At 70.2% G+C, this 20871-nt stretch carries 17 protein-coding genes; 15 read left to right on the forward strand and 2 right to left on the reverse strand.

The window, feature by feature from the left end; genetic code table 11:
• The first annotated feature begins 72 nt into the window (after positions 1-72).
• The 10 genes from ACWIHY_RS12250 (at position 73) to ACWIHY_RS12295 (ending at position 13311) form a co-directional block, all read left to right on the forward strand.
• On the forward strand, positions 73-1689 hold the full coding sequence (locus ACWIHY_RS12250; protein ID WP_454375565.1) for a carboxyl transferase domain-containing protein: 1617 nt from the start codon (positions 73-75) through the stop codon (positions 1687-1689).
• Between the two features lie 13 nt (positions 1690-1702).
• The gene (locus ACWIHY_RS12255) at positions 1703-3916 is read left to right on the forward strand and encodes an ATP-binding protein (RefSeq protein ID WP_454375566.1); all 2214 of its coding nucleotides are present in this window, start codon (positions 1703-1705) and stop codon (positions 3914-3916) included.
• Positions 3913-4851 (forward strand): hydroxymethylglutaryl-CoA lyase, encoded by a 939-nt coding sequence (locus tag ACWIHY_RS12260; RefSeq protein ID WP_454375567.1) that lies wholly within the window; start codon positions 3913-3915, stop codon positions 4849-4851. The genes ACWIHY_RS12255 and ACWIHY_RS12260 overlap by 4 nt, the downstream gene beginning before the upstream one ends.
• A gap of 2 nt (positions 4852-4853) precedes the next feature.
• On the forward strand, positions 4854-6014 hold the full coding sequence (locus ACWIHY_RS12265; protein ID WP_454375568.1) for an acyl-CoA dehydrogenase family protein: 1161 nt from the start codon (positions 4854-4856) through the stop codon (positions 6012-6014).
• 175 nt (positions 6015-6189) lie between these two features.
• Positions 6190-7215 carry an ABC transporter substrate-binding protein gene (locus ACWIHY_RS12270; RefSeq protein ID WP_454375569.1) on the forward strand — a complete coding sequence of 342 codons (1026 nt, stop codon included), beginning with the start codon at positions 6190-6192 and terminating at the stop codon, positions 7213-7215.
• Between the two features lie 2 nt (positions 7216-7217).
• Positions 7218-8099: a siderophore-interacting protein gene (locus ACWIHY_RS12275; RefSeq protein WP_454375570.1), complete on the forward strand. Its 882-nt coding sequence runs from the start codon at positions 7218-7220 to the stop codon at positions 8097-8099.
• A gap of 158 nt (positions 8100-8257) precedes the next feature.
• Positions 8258-9724 carry a pyridoxal phosphate-dependent decarboxylase family protein gene (locus ACWIHY_RS12280; protein WP_454375571.1) on the forward strand — a complete coding sequence of 489 codons (1467 nt, stop codon included), beginning with the start codon at positions 8258-8260 and terminating at the stop codon, positions 9722-9724.
• Complete coding sequence (locus tag ACWIHY_RS12285; RefSeq protein WP_454375572.1) at positions 9708-10982, forward strand: lysine N(6)-hydroxylase/L-ornithine N(5)-oxygenase family protein; 1275 nt, start codon at positions 9708-9710, stop codon at positions 10980-10982. The genes ACWIHY_RS12280 and ACWIHY_RS12285 overlap by 17 nt, the downstream gene beginning before the upstream one ends.
• Complete coding sequence (locus ACWIHY_RS12290; protein WP_454375573.1) at positions 10979-11518, forward strand: GNAT family N-acetyltransferase; 540 nt, start codon at positions 10979-10981, stop codon at positions 11516-11518. The genes ACWIHY_RS12285 and ACWIHY_RS12290 overlap by 4 nt, the downstream gene beginning before the upstream one ends.
• Positions 11515-13311: an IucA/IucC family protein gene (locus ACWIHY_RS12295; RefSeq protein ID WP_454375574.1), complete on the forward strand. Its 1797-nt coding sequence runs from the start codon at positions 11515-11517 to the stop codon at positions 13309-13311. Before ACWIHY_RS12290 ends, ACWIHY_RS12295 begins: the two co-directional genes overlap by 4 nt.
• Before the next feature lie 78 nt (positions 13312-13389).
• Here ACWIHY_RS12295 and ACWIHY_RS12300 read toward each other — a convergent pair whose 3' ends face one another.
• Entirely contained in the window at positions 13390-15033 is a 1644-nt protein-coding gene (locus ACWIHY_RS12300; RefSeq protein ID WP_454375575.1) for a beta-N-acetylhexosaminidase, read from the reverse strand.
• A gap of 202 nt (positions 15034-15235) precedes the next feature.
• On the opposite strand from ACWIHY_RS12300, the gene ACWIHY_RS12305 reads away from it, so the two are divergent.
• Positions 15236-15517, forward strand: coding sequence for a hypothetical protein (locus tag ACWIHY_RS12305; RefSeq protein WP_028811565.1), 282 nt, complete (start codon positions 15236-15238; stop codon positions 15515-15517).
• 36 nt (positions 15518-15553) lie between these two features.
• On the forward strand, positions 15554-17371 hold the full coding sequence (gene glmS, locus ACWIHY_RS12310; RefSeq protein WP_454375576.1) for a glutamine--fructose-6-phosphate transaminase (isomerizing): 1818 nt from the start codon (positions 15554-15556) through the stop codon (positions 17369-17371).
• 49 nt (positions 17372-17420) lie between these two features.
• On the opposite strand, the gene ACWIHY_RS12315 is transcribed toward glmS, so the two are convergent.
• The gene (locus tag ACWIHY_RS12315) at positions 17421-17942 is read right to left on the reverse strand and encodes a universal stress protein (protein ID WP_454375577.1); all 522 of its coding nucleotides are present in this window, start codon (positions 17940-17942) and stop codon (positions 17421-17423) included.
• Between the two features lie 307 nt (positions 17943-18249).
• On the opposite strand from ACWIHY_RS12315, the gene ACWIHY_RS12320 reads away from it, so the two are divergent.
• From ACWIHY_RS12320 to orn, 3 genes are all read left to right on the forward strand, one after another.
• On the forward strand, positions 18250-18627 hold the full coding sequence (locus tag ACWIHY_RS12320; protein WP_454375578.1) for a hypothetical protein: 378 nt from the start codon (positions 18250-18252) through the stop codon (positions 18625-18627).
• Between the two features lie 368 nt (positions 18628-18995).
• The gene (locus ACWIHY_RS12325; RefSeq protein WP_454375579.1) at positions 18996-20213 is read left to right on the forward strand and encodes a helix-turn-helix domain-containing protein; all 1218 of its coding nucleotides are present in this window, start codon (positions 18996-18998) and stop codon (positions 20211-20213) included.
• 5 nt (positions 20214-20218) lie between these two features.
• Positions 20219-20830 (forward strand): oligoribonuclease, encoded by a 612-nt coding sequence (gene orn, locus ACWIHY_RS12330; protein ID WP_454375580.1) that lies wholly within the window; start codon positions 20219-20221, stop codon positions 20828-20830.
• Positions 20831-20871 lie beyond the last annotated feature (41 nt).

Genomic DNA, 20871 nt, shown 5'->3' on the forward strand with positions numbered 1-20871 from the left:
AAAAAGCGTTAACGCTCACTAACATGCGCGTCACGATCATCATCACATCGACCGGGCAAGGGGGCTCAGGAGATGCGGCAGGCACCGGTGCTGACCAGCACCGCCGATCCGGCAGCCGAGGCATGGCGGGCCAATGAAGCGGCTCACCAGGAACTCGTGGAGAGGCTGCGAGGGCGGCTCGCCGCGGCGCGGCTCGGGGGCGGCGAGAAGGCCCGTGCCCGGCACACCGCGCGCGGCAAGCTCCTCCCCCGCGACCGCGTGGACACACTTCTGGACCCCGGGTCCCCCTTCCTCGAGCTGGCACCGCTGGCGGCCGAGGGAATGTACGGCGGGGCGGCGCCGGCCGCGGGTGTGATCGCCGGGATCGGCCGGGTGAGCGGCCGCGAAGTGGTGATCGTCGCCAACGACGCCACGGTCAAGGGCGGCACGTACTACCCGATGACCGTCAAGAAGCACCTCCGCGCCCAGGAGGTGGCCCTCGAGAACCGACTGCCCTGCCTCTACCTGGTGGACTCCGGCGGCGCCTTCCTCCCCATGCAGGACGAGGTCTTCCCGGACCGCGAGCACTTCGGGCGGATCTTCTACAACCAGGCCCGCATGTCCGGGGCGGGCATCCCGCAGATCGCGGCGGTGCTCGGCTCCTGCACGGCGGGCGGGGCGTACGTACCGGCGATGAGCGACGAGGCCGTGATCGTGCGGAACCAGGGCACGATCTTCCTCGGCGGGCCGCCGCTGGTGAAGGCGGCGACGGGCGAGGTCGTCACGGCGGAGGAGCTCGGCGGCGGCGAGGTCCACTCCCGCACGTCGGGCGTCACGGACCATCTGGCGGAGGACGACACGCACGCCCTGCGCATCGTCCGCAACATCGTCGCGACGCTCCCGGAGCGCGGCCCGCTGCCGTGGTCGGTCGAGCCCGTCGAGGAGCCGAAGGTCGATCCGGCGGGGCTGTACGGCGCCGTGCCGGTGGACTCCCGCACGCCTTACGACGTGCGCGAGGTCATCGCGCGTACGGTCGACGGCTCACGCTTCCAGGAGTTCAAGGCGGAGTTCGGCCAGACGCTGATCACCGGGTTCGCGCGGATCCACGGGCACCCGGTCGGCATCGTCGCCAACAACGGCATCCTGTTCTCCGAATCCGCCCAGAAGGGCGCGCACTTCATCGAGCTGTGCGACCAGCGGGGCATCCCCCTCCTCTTCCTCCAGAACATCTCGGGCTTCATGGTCGGCAGGGACTACGAGGCCGGAGGCATCGCCAAGCACGGCGCGAAGATGGTGACGGCGGTGGCGTGCACGCGCGTCCCGAAACTGACGGTCGTCGTCGGCGGGTCGTACGGCGCGGGCAACTACTCGATGTGCGGCCGGGCGTACTCACCGCGCTTCCTGTGGATGTGGCCCAACGCGAAGATCTCGGTGATGGGCGGCGAGCAGGCGGCGTCGGTCCTCGCCACGGTCAAGCGCGACCAGTTGGAAGCACGCGGCGAGGAGTGGCCGGCCGCGGAGGAAGAGGCCTTCAAGTCCCCGATCCGCGAGCAGTACGAGGCCCAGGGCAACGCCTACTACGCGACGGCGCGGCTGTGGGACGACGGGGTGATCGACCCGCTGGAGACCCGGCAGGTGGTGGGCCTGGCCCTGACGGCCTGCGCCAACGCGCCCCTGACCGAGCCCGCCTTCGGCGTTTTCCGGATGTGAGAGACAGATGACGATGTTCGACACAGTCCTGGTCGCCAACCGCGGCGAGATCGCGGTCCGCGTCATCCGCACGCTGCGGGAGCTGGGCGTGCGCTCGGTGGCCGTGTTCAGCGACGCGGACGCGGACGCCCGTCATGTACGGGAGGCGGACACGGCGGTCCGTATCGGCCCGGCAGCGGCCTCGGAGAGCTACCTGCGGACCGACCGCCTGCTGGAGGCCGCCGCCCGTACGGGCGCGCAGGCCGTCCACCCGGGCTACGGCTTCCTTGCCGAGAACGCCGGCTTCGCGCAGGCGTGCGCGGACGCGGGCCTCGCCTTCATCGGCCCTCCCTCCTCCGCCATCGCCCTGATGGGCGACAAGATCCGGGCGAAGGAGACGGTACGGGCGGCTGGCGTGCCCGTGGTCCCCGGCTCGTCCGGCAGCGGCCTGAGCGACGCCGAACTGGCCGCGGCGGCGCGGGAGATCGGCATGCCCGTCCTCCTGAAGCCGTCGGCCGGCGGCGGCGGCAAGGGCATGCGCCTCACGCGGGTCGAGTCGGCACTGGCCGACGAGATCGCGGCGGCCCGGCGCGAGGCGCGGGCCTCGTTCGGCGACGACACGCTGCTGGTGGAGCGATGGATCGACCGCCCCCGGCACATCGAGATCCAGGTCCTGGCGGACGCCCACGGAAACGTGGTCCACCTGGGCGAACGCGAATGCTCCCTCCAGCGCCGGCACCAGAAGATCATCGAGGAGGCCCCGTCCGTCCTGCTCGACGAGGCGACCCGTGCGGCGATGGGCGAGGCGGCGGTCCAGGCGGCACGCTCGTGCGGCTACCGGGGTGCGGGCACGGTGGAGTTCATCGTCCCGGGCAACGACCCGTCGTCGTACTACTTCATGGAGATGAACACCCGCCTCCAGGTCGAGCACCCGGTGACGGAGCTGATCACCGGGCTGGACCTGGTGGAGTGGCAGCTGCGGGTCGCGGCCGGCGAGGAACTCCCCTTCACGCAGCAGGACATCAGACTCACCGGGCACGCCGTGGAGGCCCGTATCTGCGCGGAGGACCCTTCGCGGGGGTTCCTCCCGTCGGGCGGCACGATCCTGGCGCTGCGCGAGCCGCAGGGCGACGGCGTACGCACCGACTCGGGCCTCACGGAGGGCACGGAGGTCGGCAGCCTCTACGACCCCATGCTGTCCAAGGTCATCGCGTACGCCCCGGACCGCGCCACCGCCCTGCGGCGGCTGCGCTCGGCCCTGGCGGACACGGTCACCCTGGGCGTGCCGACGAACGCGGGCTTCCTGCGCCGCCTGCTGGCCCACCCGGACGTGGTCTCGGGCGCGCTGGACACGGGCCTGGTCGAACGCGACGCGGACAGCCTGATCCCGGACGGAGTGCCCCCGGAGGTGTACGCGACGGCGGCGCTGCTGCGGGCCGCGAAGGGTACGGACGGCACCGCGGGCTGGGCGGACCCGTTCTCCGCCGGCAACGGCTGGCGCCTGGGCGGAACGCCCGCCTGGACAGTGCACCACGCACGCGTACCGGGCCACGACCCGGTGCGGATCCGGCTGCGTACGACAGCGGCGGGCCCGCAGATCCTGCTCCCCGAAGCCGCACCGGCGCCGCCGGACCTGGCCACCGCCATCCCCCTGGAACCGGTCACCCCGGACGGTGGGACCGGTTCGGCCCCCCGCGACACGCCACCCCCCGGCCGGCCCACGGGCGGCGGCGCCGCGCTGCCGCCCCGGAGCCCGGGGGGCCTGCCCCCCATCGCGCCGGAGCCGCAGGTGCCCCACCAGGGGACGGGCGGGGCGGGGGACGACGAGCGGCTGCCCGTCCGGGCCCGTGTCGTCACCGCCGACGCGGACACCGTCACCGTCGAACTCGCCGGCGTGACCCACACCTTCAGCCACGCCATCGGCCCGGAGGGCATCTGGCTGGGCCGGGACGGAGACGCCTGGCACATCCAGGCCCACGACCCGGTCGAGGCCAGTCTGACCGGCGGGGCCCGCTCCGGCGTCGACACGCTCGCCGCGCCCATGCCCGGCACCGTCACCGTGGTCAAGGTGGCCGTCGGGGACCATGTCGAGGCCGGGCAGAGCCTCCTCGTCGTCGAGGCCATGAAGATGGAGCACGTCATCTCCGCCCCGCACGCCGGCACCGTCACCGAGCTCGACGTGACGCCGGGCTCCACCGTCGCCATGGACCAGGTCCTGGCCGTGGTCACCCCGCAGGAGGAGTCATGACCGGGGGACTGCCGATGCGGGTACCGGCGTCGGGCCTGCCGGCTCACGTACGCATCCACGAAGTCGGCGCCCGCGACGGCCTCCAGAACGAGAAGACCGTCGTACCGACCGAGGTGAAGGCCGAGTTCATCCACCGTCTGGCCGACGCCGGACTCACCACCGTCGAGGCGACCAGCTTCGTGCACCCCAAATGGGTGCCCCAACTGGCCGACGCCGAGGCTCTGTTCCCGCTCCTGCACGACGTGAACGCCGAGCTCCCCGTGCTCGTACCGAACGCCCGCGGCCTCGACCGGGCGCTCGCGCTCGGCGCGCGGCGCATCGCCGTGTTCGCAAGCGCCACCGAGACGTTCGCGAGCCGCAACCTCAACCGGACCGTCGACGAGTCGCTCGCCATGTTCGAGCCGGTCGTGGCCCGTGCGAGGGAGGAGAAGGTCCACGTACGCGGCTACCTCTCCATGTGCTTCGGCGATCCGTGGGAGGGCGCGGTCCCCGTCCGGCAGGTGGTCGGGGTCGCCAAGGCGCTCCTCGGCCTCGGCTGCGACGAACTGAGCCTCGGCGACACGATCGGTGTGGCCACCCCCGGCCACGTCCTGGCCCTGCTCACTGCCCTCAACGAGGCCGGGGTCCCGACCTCCGCGATCGGCGTGCACTTCCACGACACGTACGGCCAGGCCCTCGCCAACACCCTCGCCGCGCTCCAGCACGGCGTCACCACCGTGGACGCGTCCGCGGGCGGCCTCGGCGGCTGCCCGTACGCGAAGAGCGCCACCGGAAATCTCGCCACCGAAGACCTCGTGTGGATGCTCAACGGCCTCGGCGTCGAAACCGGGGTCGACCTCGGCCGTCTCACCGCCACCAGCGCGTGGATGGCCGAACGGCTGGGCCGCCCCAGCCCCTCCCGCACCGTGCGTGCCCTGTCCCACAAGGAGTCGTAGCCATGTCCCTCGACCACCGCCTCTCCGTCGAACACGAAGAACTCCGCCGCACGGTCGAGAAGTTCGCCCACGACGTCGTCGCCCCGAAGATCGGCGACCTCTACGAACGCCACGAGTTCCCGTACGAGATCGTCCGCGAAATGGGCCGCATGGGCCTCTTCGGTCTGCCCTTCCCCGAGGAGTACGGCGGCATGGGCGGCGACTACCTCGCGCTGGGCATCGCCCTCGAAGAGCTCGCCCGCGTCGACTCCTCCGTGGCCATCACCCTCGAAGCGGGTGTCTCGCTCGGCGCGATGCCCGTCTTCCGCTTCGGCACGGAGGAGCAGAAGCGCGAGTGGCTCCCCCGCCTGTGCTCCGGTGAGTTGCTGGGCGCGTTCGGCCTGACCGAACCGGACTGCGGCTCGGACGCCGGCGGCACGAAGACCACCGCGCGCCGCGAGGGCGACGAGTGGGTGATCAACGGCTCCAAGTGCTTCATCACCAACTCCGGTACGGACATCACCGGCCTGGTCACCGTCACGGCGGTGACCGGCCGCAAGCCCGACGGGAAGCCGGAGATCTCCGCGATCATCGTCCCGTCCGGCACCCCCGGCTTCACCGTCGCCGCCCCGTACTCCAAGGTCGGCTGGAACGCCTCGGACACCCGTGAGCTGTCCTTCTCCGACGTACGCGTCCCGCTCGCCAACCTGCTCGGCGAAGAGGGCCGGGGTTACGCCCAGTTCCTGCGCATCCTCGACGAGGGCCGCATCGCGATCTCGGCGCTCGCGACGGGCCTGGCCCAGGGCTGCGTCGACGAGTCGGTGGCGTACGCGAAGGAGCGTCATACCTTCGGCCGGCCCATCGGCTCCAACCAGGCGATCCAGTTCAAGATCGCCGACATGGAGATGCGCGCCCACATGGCCCGCATCGGCTGGCGCGACGCGGCGTCACGCCTGGTCCAGGGCGAGCCGTTCAAGAAGGAGGCGGCGCTCGCGAAGCTGTACTCCTCCACGGTCGCGGTCGACAACGCCCGCGAGGCGACCCAGATTCACGGCGGCTACGGCTTCATGAACGAGTACCCGGTGGCCAGGATGTGGCGCGACTCCAAGATCCTGGAGATCGGCGAGGGCACCAGCGAGGTCCAGCGCATGCTGATCGCCCGCGAGCTGGGCCTCACGGACTGACGCACCCACATATCGCCGCGCAGCGGCTCCGGGACGGGCCCCGGAGCCGTAACGGCGGGCAGGGCCGGGCGTTCTTGCGGGAACCACCCTCTGGACAAGATCTGAGGTTAGGCTAACCTACCTTCGAACTTGTCCCCCGGTGGACCCAGCCGCACGTATGAAAGCAGACACCGTCATGCCTCACGCCCGAGCTTCCCGCCTTTCCCGTCGCAGCCTGCTCGCCGCCGGCGGCGCCCTCGGTATCGGCGCCGCGCTGACCGCCTGCGGCGAGACCTCCGCGAAAAGCGAGGACAAGGCCGCGGGGAAGTCGGGCCCGTGGTCCTTCAAGGACGACCGCGGCAAGACGGCGAAGCGCCCGGCCACCCCCAAGAACATCGTCGCGTTCACCGGTACCGCCGCCGCGCTCCACGACTTCGGCATCGAGGTCAAGGGCGTGTTCGGCCCGACCAAGACCGCCGACGGCAAGGCCGATGTCCAGGCCGGCGACCTCGACGTCGACAAGGTCAAGATCCTCGGCAACGCCTACGACAAGTTCAACGTCGAGGAGTACGCCGCCCTCAACCCCGACCTCCTGGTCACGGCGATGTGGGAGAAGGACAAGCTCTGGTACGTCCCCGAGCAGTCCACCGCGAAGATTCTCAAGGTCGGCGCCCCCAGCGTCGCCCTGTGGGCCGCGGAGACCACGATCCCCAAGGCGATCCAGCGCCACGCGGACCTGGCCGAGTCCCTCGGCGCGGACGTGAAGGGCAAGAAGACCACCGACGCCAAGGCCCGGTTCGAGAAGGCCGCCGAGCGCCTGCGCCAGGCCGCCAAGGCCAACCCGAAGGTCAAGGTCATGATCGGCTCCGCGAGCCCGGACCTCTTCTACGTCTCCCTCGCGAAGATGTCCGCGGACACGCTCTACTTCCAGGAGCTGGGCGTGAAGTTCGTCGAGCCGAAGGTCGACGCGGCCGGCTTCTTCGAGAGCCTGAGCTGGGAGAACGTCGACAAGTACAAGGCCGACATCATCATGATGGACAACCGGACCGCCGTCCTGCAGCCGTCCGCTCTCAAGGACAAGCCGACCTGGACCCGGCTGCCCGCCGTCAAGGCCGGCCAGGTCGTCCCGCGCACCACGGAGCCGATCTACTCCTACGAGAAGTGCGCGCCGATCCTCGAGGACCTCGCCGAGGCCATCGAGAAGGCGAAGAAGGTCGCCTGACCATGACGGAGGCCGAGACCGAGACTGCCGAGGAGACGGCCACCGTCCCGTTCCGCTTCTTCGGCCTGACGGTCGTGCGGACGCGCCGGCTCAGCACCTCTCTGCTCAGGGTGACGCTCGGAGGCGAGGACCTGCGGGCCTTCGCCTCCGGGGGCCGAGACCAGAGCCTCTCCCTCTTCCTCCCGCACCCGGGCCAGCCGGAGCCGGTGCTGCCGCCGCAGACCGAGCCGGACTGGTTCGCGGCGTACCGCGCGCTGCCTGACGAGGTGCGCGCGGTCATGCGCTCGTACACGCTGCGCGAGCAGCGCCGCGCCGCCGACGGGGCCGAGGCGGACGAGGTCGACATCGACTTCGCCCTGCACGGTGACGGCGGGCCCGCCAGCCGCTGGGCGGCGCAGGCGAGTTCCGGCGACCGCGTCGTGGTGCTCGGCCCGGCGGTCGAGGACAACACCGCCGTGCGCTTCCGCCCACCGGAGGACACCGATTGGGTCCTGATGTGGGCGGACGAGACGGCGCTGCCGGCCGCCGCTGCCGCCCTGGAGTGGCTGCCGGCCGGGACGAAGGCGAAGGTCTGGATCGAGGTCCAGCACGCAGACGACCGCCTGGAGCTGACCACGGGGGCCGACGCGGACATCACCTGGCTGGTACGGGACGAGGACGCGCCCTCCGCCCTGGAGGCCGTATGCGCCGTGCCCGACGCCGAGTTGCCCGAAGGTACGCCGTACTCCTGGATCGCGGGCGAGTCGTCGTCCGTACGGGCGCTGCGCCGCCATCTCGTCCAGGAGCGGAAGTTCGACCGCAAGCGCGTCACGTTCGTGGGCTACTGGCGCCGCGGGCTCAGCGAGGAGCAGCTCCGCGAGCGGGCGGACGACGAAGAGGCGTAGGCCTCGGCCGCCTTCACCACAACAGCTGAGTCCCCTGGGGGGCGAGGGGTCGTTGCGAGCATAAATAAGGTTAGGCTAACCTTACTTATACATCGCGCCCTCGCCCCCCTCTCCTGTCCTGAGGGCACGTTGAAATCCCGTACCCGGGAGGACAGTCCATGCATTCACACCTGCTCAATGACACGACCGCCGAGCGGTACCGCCGGACCGCCACCGCAGCGGTCGAGCGGGTGGCGGACAAACTCGCCGCGACCGACCGGCCGTTCACCGGAATCACTCCGGAGAAGCTCGCCCCCGTATTCGACGCGATAGACCTCGACCGGCCGCTCGGCGACATCACCGCCGCCCTGGACGAGCTCGAGTCCGTCTATCTGCGGGACGCGGTCTACTTCCACCACCCTCGCTACCTGGCGCACCTCAACTGCCCGGTCGTCATCCCGGCCGTGGCCGCGGAGGCCGTGCTCTCCGCCGTGAACTCCTCCCTCGACACCTGGGACCAGAGCGCGGGCGCCACCCTCATCGAGCGCCGCCTCGTCGACTGGACCGCGGCCCGCATCGGTTTCGGCGCAGGCTCCGGCACGAGCTCCGAGAGCAACGCCGACGGCGTCTTCACCAGCGGCGGCTCCCAGTCCAACCTCCAGGCCCTGCTGCTGGCCCGCGAGGAGGCCAAGACGGAGGACTTTGCCAAGCTCCGCGTCTTCGCCTCCGAGTGCGGCCACTTCAGCGTCCAGAAGTCCGCGAAACTCCTCGGCCTCTCCCCCGAAGCCGTCGTCGCGATCCCCTGCGACGGCGACAAGCGCATGCAGACGATGGCCCTCGCCCGCGAGCTGGCCCGCTGCACGAGCGAGGGCCTCGTCCCGATGGCCGTCGTCGCCACCGCCGGCACCACCGACTTCGGCTCCATCGACCCGCTCCTTGAGATAGCCGAGCTGTGCGAGCTGTACGGCACCTGGATGCACGTGGACGCCGCGTACGGATGCGGTCTGCTGGCCTCCCGCAGCCGCCGCCACCTCCTCGACGGCATCGAGCACGCCGACTCGGTCACCGTTGACTACCACAAGTCCTTCTTCCAGCCCGTGAGCTCGAGCGCGCTGCTGGTCCGCGACGGCGCCACCCTGCGCCACGCGACGTACCACGCCGACTACCTGAACCCGCGCCGGATGGCCGAGGAGCGCATCCCCAACCAGGTCGACAAGTCCCTCCAGACCACCCGCCGCTTCGACGCCCTCAAGCTGTGGATGACGCTGCGGACCATGGGCGCGGACGGCGTCGGCGAGCTTTTCGACGAGGTCTGCGACCTGGCCGCCGACGGCTGGCAGCTGCTCGCCGCCGACCCGCGCTACGACGTCGTCGTGCAGCCCACCCTCTCCACCCTCGTCTTCCGCTACATCCCGGCCGACGTCACCAGCCCCGCGGTGATCGCCCGCGCCAACCTCTACGCCCGCAAGGCGCTGTTCGCCTCCGGCGACGCCGTCGTGGCCGGGACGAAGGTCGGCGGTAAGCACTACCTCAAGTTCACCCTTCTCAACCCCGAGACGACGCTGACCGACATCGCGGCCGTACTCGACCTCATCGCCGGCCACGCCGAGCAGTACCTGGGAGAGTCCCTTGTCCACGCCTCTTGAGCCTCTTGACTTCATCGGTATCGGACTCGGTCCGTTCAACCTCGGGCTCGCCTGCCTGACCGAGCCGATCGACGAGCTCGACGGTCTCTTCCTGGAGACCAAGCCCAACTTCGAGTGGCACGCGGGGATGTTCCTCGAGGGCGCCCACCTCCAGACGCCGTTCATGTCGGACCTGGTCACCATGGCCGACCCGACCTCGCCGTACTCCTTCCTCCAGTACCTGAAGGAGTCCGGACGGCTGTACTCCTTCTACATCCGCGAGAACTTCTATCCGCTGCGGACCGAGTACAACGACTACTGCCGCTGGGCCGCCGCCAAGCTCAGCAACATCCGCTTCAACCAGACGGTCGCCTCCGTCGAGTTCGACGCCGGGTCCGAGCTGTACGTCGTCCGCACCCAGGACACCACCTACCGCGCCCGCCACCTGGTCCTGGGCACCGGCACCCCGCCGTACATCCCGGACGCCTGCCAGGACCTGGGCGGCGACTTCATCCACAACTCGCGGTACGTGAACGGCAAAGAGGCCCTCCAGGCCAAGAAGTCCATCACCCTGGTCGGCAGCGGCCAGAGCGCGGCGGAGATCTACTACGACCTGCTCTCCGAGATCGACGTGCACGGCTACCGGCTCAACTGGGTCACCCGCTCGCCGCGCTTCTTCCCGCTGGAGTACACCAAGCTCACGCTGGAGATGACCTCCCCGGAGTACGTCGACTACTTCCACGCGCTCCCGGAGGCGACGCGCTACCGCCTGGAGTCCCAGCAGAAGAACCTCTTCAAGGGGATCGACTCCGAGCTGATCGACGCGATCTTCGACCTGCTCTACCAGAAGAGCCTCAAGGGCCCGGTCCCCACCCGCCTGCTCACCAACTCCTCCCTCGACACCGCGAGCTACGACGCCGGAACCGGGACGTACACGCTCGGCCTGCGCCAGGAGGAGCAGGGCAAGGACTTCGAGCTCGGCACCGAGGGCCTCGTCCTCGCCACCGGCTACCGCTACCGCACACCCGCCTTCCTGGAGGGCGTTCGGGACCGGATCCGCTGGGACGGGCAGGGCCGTTACGACGTGGCCCGCAACTACAGCATCGACACGACGGGACGCGGCATCTTCCTCCAGAACGCCGCCGTCCACACCCACAGCATCACGTCGCCCGACCTGGGCATGAGCGCGTACCGCAACGCCTACATCATCGGTGAGCTGCTGGGCTCCGAGTACTACCCGGTCGAGAAGGCCATCGCTTTCCAGGAGTTCGCGATATGAGCACGCCGCAGTTCACGATCCGCCCCCTCGACCCCTTCGCCGACGCGCAGCTGCTGCACGGCTGGGTCACCCACCCCAAGGCCGCGTACTGGATGATGCAGGACGCGTCGCTGCCGGACGTCGAGCGCGAGTACATGGCGATCACGGCCGCCGAGCACCACGACGCCTTCATCGGTGAGTACGAGGGCAAGCCCGCCTTCCTCATGGAGCGCTACGATCCGGCGCACGTCGAGCTCGTGGGCCTGTACGACACCCGGCCCGGCGACGTCGGCATGCACTTCCTGGTCGCGCCGACCGACACGCCCGTCCACGGCTTCACCCGCGCCGTGATCACCGCGGTGATGGAGACGCTGTTCGCCGACCCGGCCACCCGCCGTGTCATCGTCGAGCCCGACGTACGCAACACCGCTGTGCACCGCCTCAACGAGGTCGTCGGCTTCGAGATCGTCGAGAAGATCGCCAAGCCGGAGAAGGACGCCTACCTGAGCGTCTGCACGCGCGAGCGCTTCGAAGCCGCTGTGGGAGCCGCCCTGTGACCACCACCGCAACGACCCCCGCCGGCTCCGTCGCCCACCTCACCCCCGAACGCTGGGCCCACGCGAGCCGCCTGCTCGTGCGCAAGGCGCTCGCCGAGTTCTCCCACGAGCGCCTGCTGACGCCCGAGCCGCTCGGCGACGGCCGGTACTCCGTCCGCTCCGACGACGGCGCGACCGAGTACCGCTTCGCCGCCCGCCGCCACGCGCTCGACCACTGGCAGGTCTTCACCGAGTCCATCACCCGCCACCGCCACGGCGCCGAGATCCCCGTCGACGCGCTCGAGTTCTTCATCGAACTGCGCGAGGCGCTCGGCCTGAGCGCGGAGATCCTGCCCGTCTACCTGGAGGAGATCAGCTCCACCCTCTCCGGTACGGCGTACAAGCTCACCAAGACGCCGGTCACCGCCGCCGCGCTCACCCGCGCCGGCTTCCAGGCCATCGAGACCGGCATGACCGAGGGCCACCCCTGCTTCGTCGCCAACAACGGCCGGCTCGGCTTCGGCATCGACGAGTACCGCGCGTACGCCCCCGAGACCGCCGCCCCCGTCCGGCTGATCTGGCTGGCCGCCCGGCGCGACCACGCCACCTTCACGGCCGGCGCGGGACTCGACTACGAGAGCTTCGTACGTGAGGAGCTGGGCGACGCGACCGTCGACCGGTTCGCGGCGACGCTGGCCGGTCTCGGCCTGGACCTGGCCGACTACTACCTCATCCCGGTCCACCCCTGGCAGTGGTGGAACAAGCTGTCCGTCACCTTCTCCGCCGAGGTCGCCCAGCACCGCCTCGTCTGCCTGGGCGACGGGGACGACACGTACCTCGCCCAGCAGTCGATCCGTACCTTCTTCAACACCAGCGACCCGGCCAAGCACTATGTGAAAACGGCCCTGTCCGTCATCAACATGGGCTTCATGCGCGGGCTCTCGGCCGCTTACATGGAGGCCACGCCCGCCATCAACGACTGGCTGGCCGGCCTCATCGCGAGCGACGACATTTTCCGCTCGACCGGCCTGACGATCATCCGCGAGCGCGCGGCCATCGGCTATCACCACCGCCAGTACGAGGCCGCCACCGCCAAGGGCTCCCCGTACCTGAAGATGCTGGCCGCGCTCTGGCGCGAGAGTCCCGTCCCGTCGCTCGCACCGGGCGAGCGCCTCGCCACCATGGCGTCGCTGCTGCACACCGACCACGACGGCGCGTCCTTCGCGGGCGCCCTGATCGCCGAGTCGGGCCTCGATCCGGCCGACTGGCTGCGCCGCTACCTCGACGCCTACCTCACGCCGCTGCTTCACAGCTTCTACGCGTACGACCTGGTCTTCATGCCGCACGGCGAGAACGTCATCCTCGCCGTGGAGGACGGCGTCGTGACCCGCGCGATCTTCAAGGACATCGCGGAGGAGATCTGCGTGATGGACCCGGACGCGGTGCTGCCGCCCGCCGTCGAGCGGGTGCGCGCCGAGGTCCCGGAGGACATGAAGCTGCTGTCGATCTTCACCGATGTCTTCGACTGCTTCTTCCGCTTCCTCGGCGCCACGCTCGTCACCGACGGCGTACTCGACGAGGACACCTTCTGGCGGACGGTCGCGGAGTGTGTGGCCGACTACCAACAGGCCCACCCGGAGCTGGCGGACAAGTTCAAGCAGTACGACATGTTCGCGCCCGAGTTCGCGCTGTCCTGCCTGAACCGGCTCCAGCTGCGCAACAACAAGCAGATGGTCGACCTCCAGGACCCGGCGGGCGCGCTCCAGCTCGTCGGCACCCTCGACAACCCGATCGCGCGGTACGCACCCGCCTGACCGGGACGCATGGACGGGCGGGCGCCCGTGTCCAAGGCCCTCACGGACGCCCGCCGCACCATCCCTCCGCCCGCTCGCCTACTCCGCGGGCCAGGGCACCTGGGGCGAGCGGTAGTAGTCGATCCCCAGCGCGGACATCCGCGGCCCCTGGGCCGCCAGCCGCACCTTGTACGCGTCCCAGTCGTGCGTGGCAGCGGGCGACCAGCCGAGCTCGGCGATGCCCGGCAGCCTCGGGAACGCCATGTACTCGACCTGGTCGTTGGTCCACAGCGTCTCGGACCACATCGGCGCCTCGACCCCGAGCACGGACTCGGCCGGCGCGCCCGGCAGGTACGTCCCCGGGTTCCAGTCGTACGAGCGCTGCACCTCGACGTAGCCCGCCCAGGCGAGGCCGAGCGGGGTGCTCTTGTCGTACTTCATGTCGAGGTACGCGCGGTCGGCCGGCGACAGCACCAGCTTCGTGCCGTTCTTGGCGGCGTTGGCGACCTGCGCCTTCTCCGTGGCCGAGGTCTTGTCCAGACCCCAGTACTGGGCGACGGCGCCCCTGGCCGGCCTGCCGCCGGTCAGCTGGTGCCAGCCCATCACCGTCTTGCCGTACTTGCCGACGATGGCCTGGGCCTTGTCCATGAAGGCGGCGTAGTCCTCGTGCGGAGTGGAGTGCGCCTCGTCGCCGCCGATGTGGATGTACTTCCCGGGCGTCATGGCCGCGATCTCGCGCACCACGTCGTCGACGAACTCGTACGTGATGTCCTTGGGCACGCACAGCGAGCTGAAGCCCACGTTGGTCCCCGTGTAGAGGGGCGGCGCGACACCGTCGCAGTTCAGCTCGGCGTACGAGGCGAGGGCGGCGTTGGTGTGGCCCGGCAGGTCGATCTCGGGGACGACCTCCAGGTGGCGGGAGGCGGCGTACCGCAGGATCTCCCTGTAGTCGGCCTTCGTGTAGTAGCCGCCGGGACCGCCGCCGACCTGGGTCGAGCCGCCGTACGTCGTCAGGCGCGGCCAGGAGTCGATGGCGATGCGCCAGCCCTGGTCGTCGGAGAGGTGCAGGTGGAGTTTGTTGACCTTGTAGAGCGCCATCTGGTCGATGTACGTCTTGACCTTGTCGACGCTGAAGAAGTGCCGGGAGACGTCGAGCATCGCGCCCCGGTAGCCGTAGCGCGGCGCGTCCTCGATGGTGCCGCCCGCGACGGTCCAGGGCCCCTGCTGCCGGGTGTCCTTCTCCACCGAGGGGGGCAGCAGCTGACGGAGCGTCTGCACGCCGTGGAAGAGCCCGGCGGCCTTGCGGGCGGTGATGGTCACACCATGGCGGCCGGACACCAGCTTGTAGCCCTCGTCGCCCAGGGAGGCGTCCTTCGAGCCGAGCCGCAGCCGGATGCCGTCCTTGGCATCGCGTCCGGTGACGGGCAGTTCGTAGCCGGTGGAGGGGCGCAGTATGTCCGCCAGGTACGAGCCGATCCGCCGCGCCTCGCGCGAGTCGTCGTCCACCCGGATGCGCGTGCGGCCCGTGAGGGCATAAGAAGGCCCGCCCTCGGAGACGGAGGCGGGCGCCGGAATCACTTGGCCCAACGGTCTGGCCAGCGCGGCCGGCTCGGCGGCGGCCGGGGTGGCCACGACGCTTGTCGCGCCGGCGGCGGCGACGAGGAGCAGCGGGGCGAACAGGCGTGGAATCCTTCTGCGTTGACTCACGGGCGGTCCCTTCAGCGGGCTTCGCGACAGTGGCATGGTGCAGGCGAACGGTCACCATGGGTATCGCGCGCCCCACTTCAGGGTCAAGGGTGTAGACCATTTCTCCGTCTGTGTCGCCGGAGAGACGCACGCGACGAGCGCACGGCACTGACCTGCGACTTTCGCCTTGTGACCGAAATCCTGCCCGATTACGGGCAGATTTCTTGCGTACGCCCCGGATCCACCGCAGTATCTACGGGTGCTCGAACGTCGCCCGTCGTCCCCTTACGACGACCTCATCGACCACCTGGTCCGCAGCACCGCGCTCCCGCGCGGTGAGGCCGCCCGGGTGGTGCTCGACGTGCTGGCGTACTTCGACGAGACGGCCGAGGACTTCGTGCGCCGCCGACATCGTGAGCTGCAGTCCGGCGGCCTGGTGAACGCGGAGATCTTCGAGCGGATCGCGGCCGAGATGCCGCACCGGGCCGTGGCGCCGCCGGAACTCTCGCTCCGGCAGCTGCGCCGCATCGTCTACGGCTGAGAGCACACACCCAACGACTCGAGGGATACCCATTACATGTGCGGAATCGTCGGTTATATCGGCAAGCGTGATGTCGCCCCGCTGCTGCTCGAAGGCCTTCAGCGCCTCGAGTACCGCGGCTACGACTCGGCGGGCATCGTGATCACGAGCCCGAAGGCCAGCGGCCTGAAGATGGTCAAGGCGAAGGGCCGCGTCCGCGACCTGGAGGCCAAGGTCCCCAAGCGCTTCGCCGGCACGACCGGCATCGCCCACACCCGCTGGGCCACCCACGGCGCCCCGAGCGACGAGAACGCGCACCCGCACCTCGACTCCGAGGGCAACGTCGCCGTCGTGCACAACGGCATCATCGACAACGCCACCGAGCTGCGCGCCAAGCTGGTCGCCGACGGCGTCGAGTTCCTCTCCGAGACCGACACCGAGGTCCTGGTCCACCTCGTCGCGCGCTCGCAGGCCGTGACGCTGGAGGAGAAGGTCCGCGAGGCGCTGCGCCACGTCGAGGGCACGTACGGCGTCGCCGTCATGCACGCCGACTTCTCCGACCGCATCGTCGTCGCCCGCAACGGCTCGCCGGTCGTCCTCGGCATCGGCGAGAAGGAGATGTTCGTCGCCTCCGACATCGCGGCGCTCGTCTCGCACACCCGCCAGATCGTCACCCTCGAGGACGGCGAGATGGCCACCCTCAAGGCCGACGACTTCCGTACGTACACCACCGAGGGCTCCCGTACGACGGCCACGCCGACCACCGTGGAGTGGGAGGCCGAGTCGTACGACATGGGCGGCCACGACACGTACATGCACAAGGAGATCTCCGAGCAGGCCGACGCCGTGGACCGCGTGCTGCGCGGCCGCATCGACGACCGCTTCTCCACCGTGCACCTGGGCGGCCTGAACCTGGACGCCCGCGAGGCCCGCGGCATCCGCCGGGTCAAGATCCTCGGCTGCGGCACCTCGTACCACGCGGGCATGATCGGCGCGCAGCTCATCGAGGAGCTCGCCCGCATCCCCGCCGACGCCGAGCCCGCGTCCGAGTTCCGCTACCGCAATCCTGTCGTGGACCCCGACACCCTGTACGTCGCCGTCTCGCAGTCCGGTGAGACGTACGACGTGCTGGCGGCCGTGCAGGAGCTCAAGCGCAAGGGCGCCCGCGTCCTCGGCGTGGTCAACGTCGTCGGCTCGGCGATCGCCCGCGAGGCCGACGGCGGCATGTACGTGCACGCCGGCCCCGAGGTCTGCGTCGTCTCCACCAAGTGCTTCACCAACACGGTCGTCGCCTTCGCACTGCTCGCCCTGCACCTGGGCCGCATCCGCGACCTGTCGGTCTCGGACGGCAAGCGTCTGATCGCGGGCCTGCGCAAGCTGCCCGCCCAGATCGCCGAGATCCTGGAGACCGAGGACGAGATCAAGAAGATCGCCGAGGAGTACGCCGGCGCCCAGTCGATGATGTTCATCGGGCGCGTCCGCGGCTACCCGGTGGCGCTGGAGGCCTCCCTCAAGCTGAAGGAGATCTCCTACATCCACGCCGAGGCGTACCCGGCCTCCGAGCTCAAGCACGGCCCGCTCGCCCTGATCGAGCCCGCGCTGCCGACGGTCGCGATCGTGCCCGACGACGAGTTGCTGGACAAGAACCGGGCGGCGCTGGAGGAGATCAAGGCGCGCAGCGGCCGGATCCTGGCGGTCGCGCACCGCGAGCAGGAAAAGGCCGACCACACCATTGTGGTGCCGAAGAACGAGACGGAGCTGGACCCCATCCTCATGGGCATTCCACTGCAACTCCTCGCATACCACACCGCGTTGGCCATGGGCCGCGACATCGACAAGCCGCGTAACCTCGCCAAGTCCGTGACGGTCGAGTAGCAGCCACGCGCCGGATCGTCGTGATCCCGTACCGACAGCCGGGGGGCCGTTACGGGATCACGATGACCGGCCGCTGCGCGCGCCGCGCCAGCCGGCCCGCCACCGAGCCGAAGATCCGCCCGACGATGCCGTGCGTCGACCCGACCACGATCGCGTCGGCCGAGTACTCCTGGCCGACCTCCTCCAGCTCGTGGCAGATGTCGCCACCGCGCTCGACGAGGATCCAGGGCACTTCGGAGAGATAGTCGGCGCAGGCCAGTTCCAGCCCGAGCACCTCGGTGCGGTGATCCGGTACGTCCACGAAGACCGGGGGCTCGCAACCGGCCCAGACCGTGGTCGGCAGCCGGTTGGCGACATGGACGATGATCAGGCCGGAGCCCGACCGCACCGCCATGCCGATGGCATACGAAAGCGCCCGCTCACTGCTGGTGGATCCGTCGAAGCCGACGACGACACCGTGCTGGAAGGCGGGATCGCATGAGTGGCGCGTTTGTTCCACCGCCCGGAGGTCGTCCAGAGGATCGACGACCTGCTTGCGGTCCGCGGGTTCGGGAATTTCGTGACCGGCCATGGGTGTCTCGGCGAAGAAGTCCTCTTGGGAGGGGTCGCTTTTATTGAGGGAAGCAGTGGCAATTGGCGGTGGAGCTGTGTCCGGGAATCATCTTCCCAAGCCCATACCCCCAAGGGTACGGCGACACTCCTCTCCTGCCCAGAGCCCGCCGTCCCTCACGCGGCGTCCCAGGGAGCATGCACGAGCACGGCGCGTAAGGCAATGCCGGTTGCCCCTTACAGCCGTCTCGGCAGACGGACCGCAGTGACCCCACGGGGCCGCCGTCCGTTAGCCACGCGCCCACCCCGCGTACGTGAGGGAGCCCGCCGTGCCCGGACCTTCGACCGCCCCCACCGCCTCCGGCGCCGTCCCCCCGCCGCGCCGCGGCCACCGGGCGGCCGAACCGCCGGCCGCGGCGCCCCGAGGACCGCACCCCGCCGACGCGGTCGGCGACGTGGTCCGCTGGGCCGCGTTCAGCTGCGCCCTTGTCCCGGTGGTGCTCGTCCTGTGCGGCACGTCCTTCGGCGGGGCGGCCGCCGCCACCCTCGGGCTCGCCACCGTGACGGCCGTCTGCCGGGTACTGCTGCGCCGGTCCGAGCGCGCCGCCGCCGAGGCCGCGGCGGCGGCACACGGGCAGGCCCGGAGGAGGACGGCGGGAGCGCACCGGGGCGGGCGCCATGCCGGGGGAAGCGCGCCGGGGGAATGATGGACTCGCACACACGAGCCCGTACCTTTTCAGCCAACTTCTGGCCATGACCCAACCCTTGGCGAAATGGCCTCCCAACCCCCGTTCCACCAGGCATGAAAGGACCGTCTCCGGCCAATGCACCCTACGGGGACGGGCCATGAGCGGGATGCGCACTTCCCTGCGGGGCCCGCGAGTGGAACGCTTCGTGATCGAATGCTTCGCGCCAAGTGGCCTTGTCGACATAGTGCCGAATGCCGAAGTTGTCACGCCGGCGCCACCGGACACAGTAGATTCGATCATGGGTATATACGGCGGGGGAATCATGCAGGACCGAGGGGAAACGTGCAGGACCGAGAGGACGCGAACACCGAGGGGGGCTTAGCGTCATGAGCCAGGACTCCACTGCCGTACCGGAGGCCGCGCGGAAGCTCTCCGGACGCCGCCGCCGGGAGATCGTAGCGGTGCTGCTCTTCAGCGGCGGCCCCATCTTCGAGAGCTCCATCCCGCTCTCTGTGTTCGGCATTGACCGGCAGGACGCAGGAGTGCCCCGATACCGTCTGCTGGTGTGTGCCGGCGAGGACGGTCCACTGCGCACCACCGGGGGGCTGGAACTGACCGCCCCCTACGGGCTGGAGGCGATGAGCAGAGCAGGCACGGTCGTCGTACCGGCGTGGCGGTCCATCACCTCGCCACCACCTCCGGAAGCGCTCGACGCGCTGCGCCGCGCCCACGAGGAGGGCGCCCGCATCGTCGGGCTGTGCACCGGCGCCTTCGTGCTGGCGGCGGCCGGGCTGCTCGACGGCCGCCCGGCCACCACGCACTGGATGTACGCGCCGACGCTCGCCAAGCGCTACCCGTCGGTCCACGTCGACCCGCGCGAGCTCTTCGTCGACGACGGCGACGTCCTCACGTCGGCCGGCACGGCGGCCGGAATCGACCTGTGCCTGCACATCGTGCGTACGGACCACGGCACCGAGGCCGCGGGAGCGCTGGCCCGCAGGCTGGTCGTACCACCGCGCCGGAGCGGCGGCCAGGAGCGCTACCTCGACAGGTCTTTACCAGAGGAGATCGGCGCCGACCCGCTGGCCGAGGTCGTCGCCTGGGCGCTGGAGCATCTCCACGAGCAGTTCGACGTGGAGACGCTGGCCGCGCGCGCCTACATGAGCCGCCGCACGTTCGACCGGCGTTTTCGTTCGCTCACCGGGAGCGCTCCCCTGCAGTGGCTGATCACTCAGCGGGTGCTCCAGGCGCAGCGTCTGCTGGAGACGTCCGACTACTCGGTCGACGAGGTCGCGGGCCGCTGCGGCTTCCGCTCGCCGGTCGCGCTGCGCGGGCATTTCCGGCGCCAGCTGGGTTCGTCCCCGGCCGCGTACCGGGCCGCCTACCGGGCCCGGCGGCCGCAGAGCGAGATCCACTCGGTTCCGTCCGGGGTTGCCCAGGCCGCGGACGCCGTGCCGCAGCAGGCCAGGCGTGCGGCGGCGGCGAGTGCGTCGGGCCCCGCGTCGGCCACATCGGCGGCCCCTGAGCCGGGCAAACCCAGCTCGGATGTGTACACCCCGGGCCGTCCGACGCTCCCCGGCCAGCGGGAACGCCCCGTAGGGTGAGACACATGAACGATCGCATGGTGTGGATCGACTGCGAGATGACCGGGCTCTCGCTGACGGACGACGCACTCATTGAGGTGGCCGCACTGGTCACCGACTCGGAGCTCAACGTGCTCGGCGAAGGGGTGGACATCGTGATCCGCCCGCCGGACGCGGCCCTGGAGACCATGCCCGAGGTGGTGCGGCAGATGCACACCGCCTCGGGCCTCCTCGACGAGCTGGCCGGCGGAACGACGCTGGCCGACGCCGAGGAGCAGGTCCTGGCCTACGTGCGCACACACGTGAAGGAGCCAGGCAAGGCCCCGCTGTGCGGAAACTCGGTCGGCACCGACCGCGGTTTCCTGCTGCGGGACATGTCGACGCTGGAGGCCTACCTCCACTACCGGATCGTGGATGTCTCGTCGGTCAAGGAGCTGGCCCGCCGCTGGTTCCCCCGGGCGTACTTCAACAGCCCGGAGAAGAACGGAAACCACCGGGCGCTCGCCGACATCCGTGACTCCATCGCGGAGCTGCGTTACTACCGGGAGGCGGTCTTCGTTCCGCAGCCCGGGCCGGACTCCGAAACGGCGAAGAAGATCGCCTCGAAGTACGTCCTGCCTGCGCAACCCGCTGAATAAGCACCCGGTGAGGCCCGGCTAAACCTGGGCGCGAGCACCCG

The sequence above is a fragment of the Streptomyces sp. NPDC055287 genome (genome assembly GCF_053646035.1).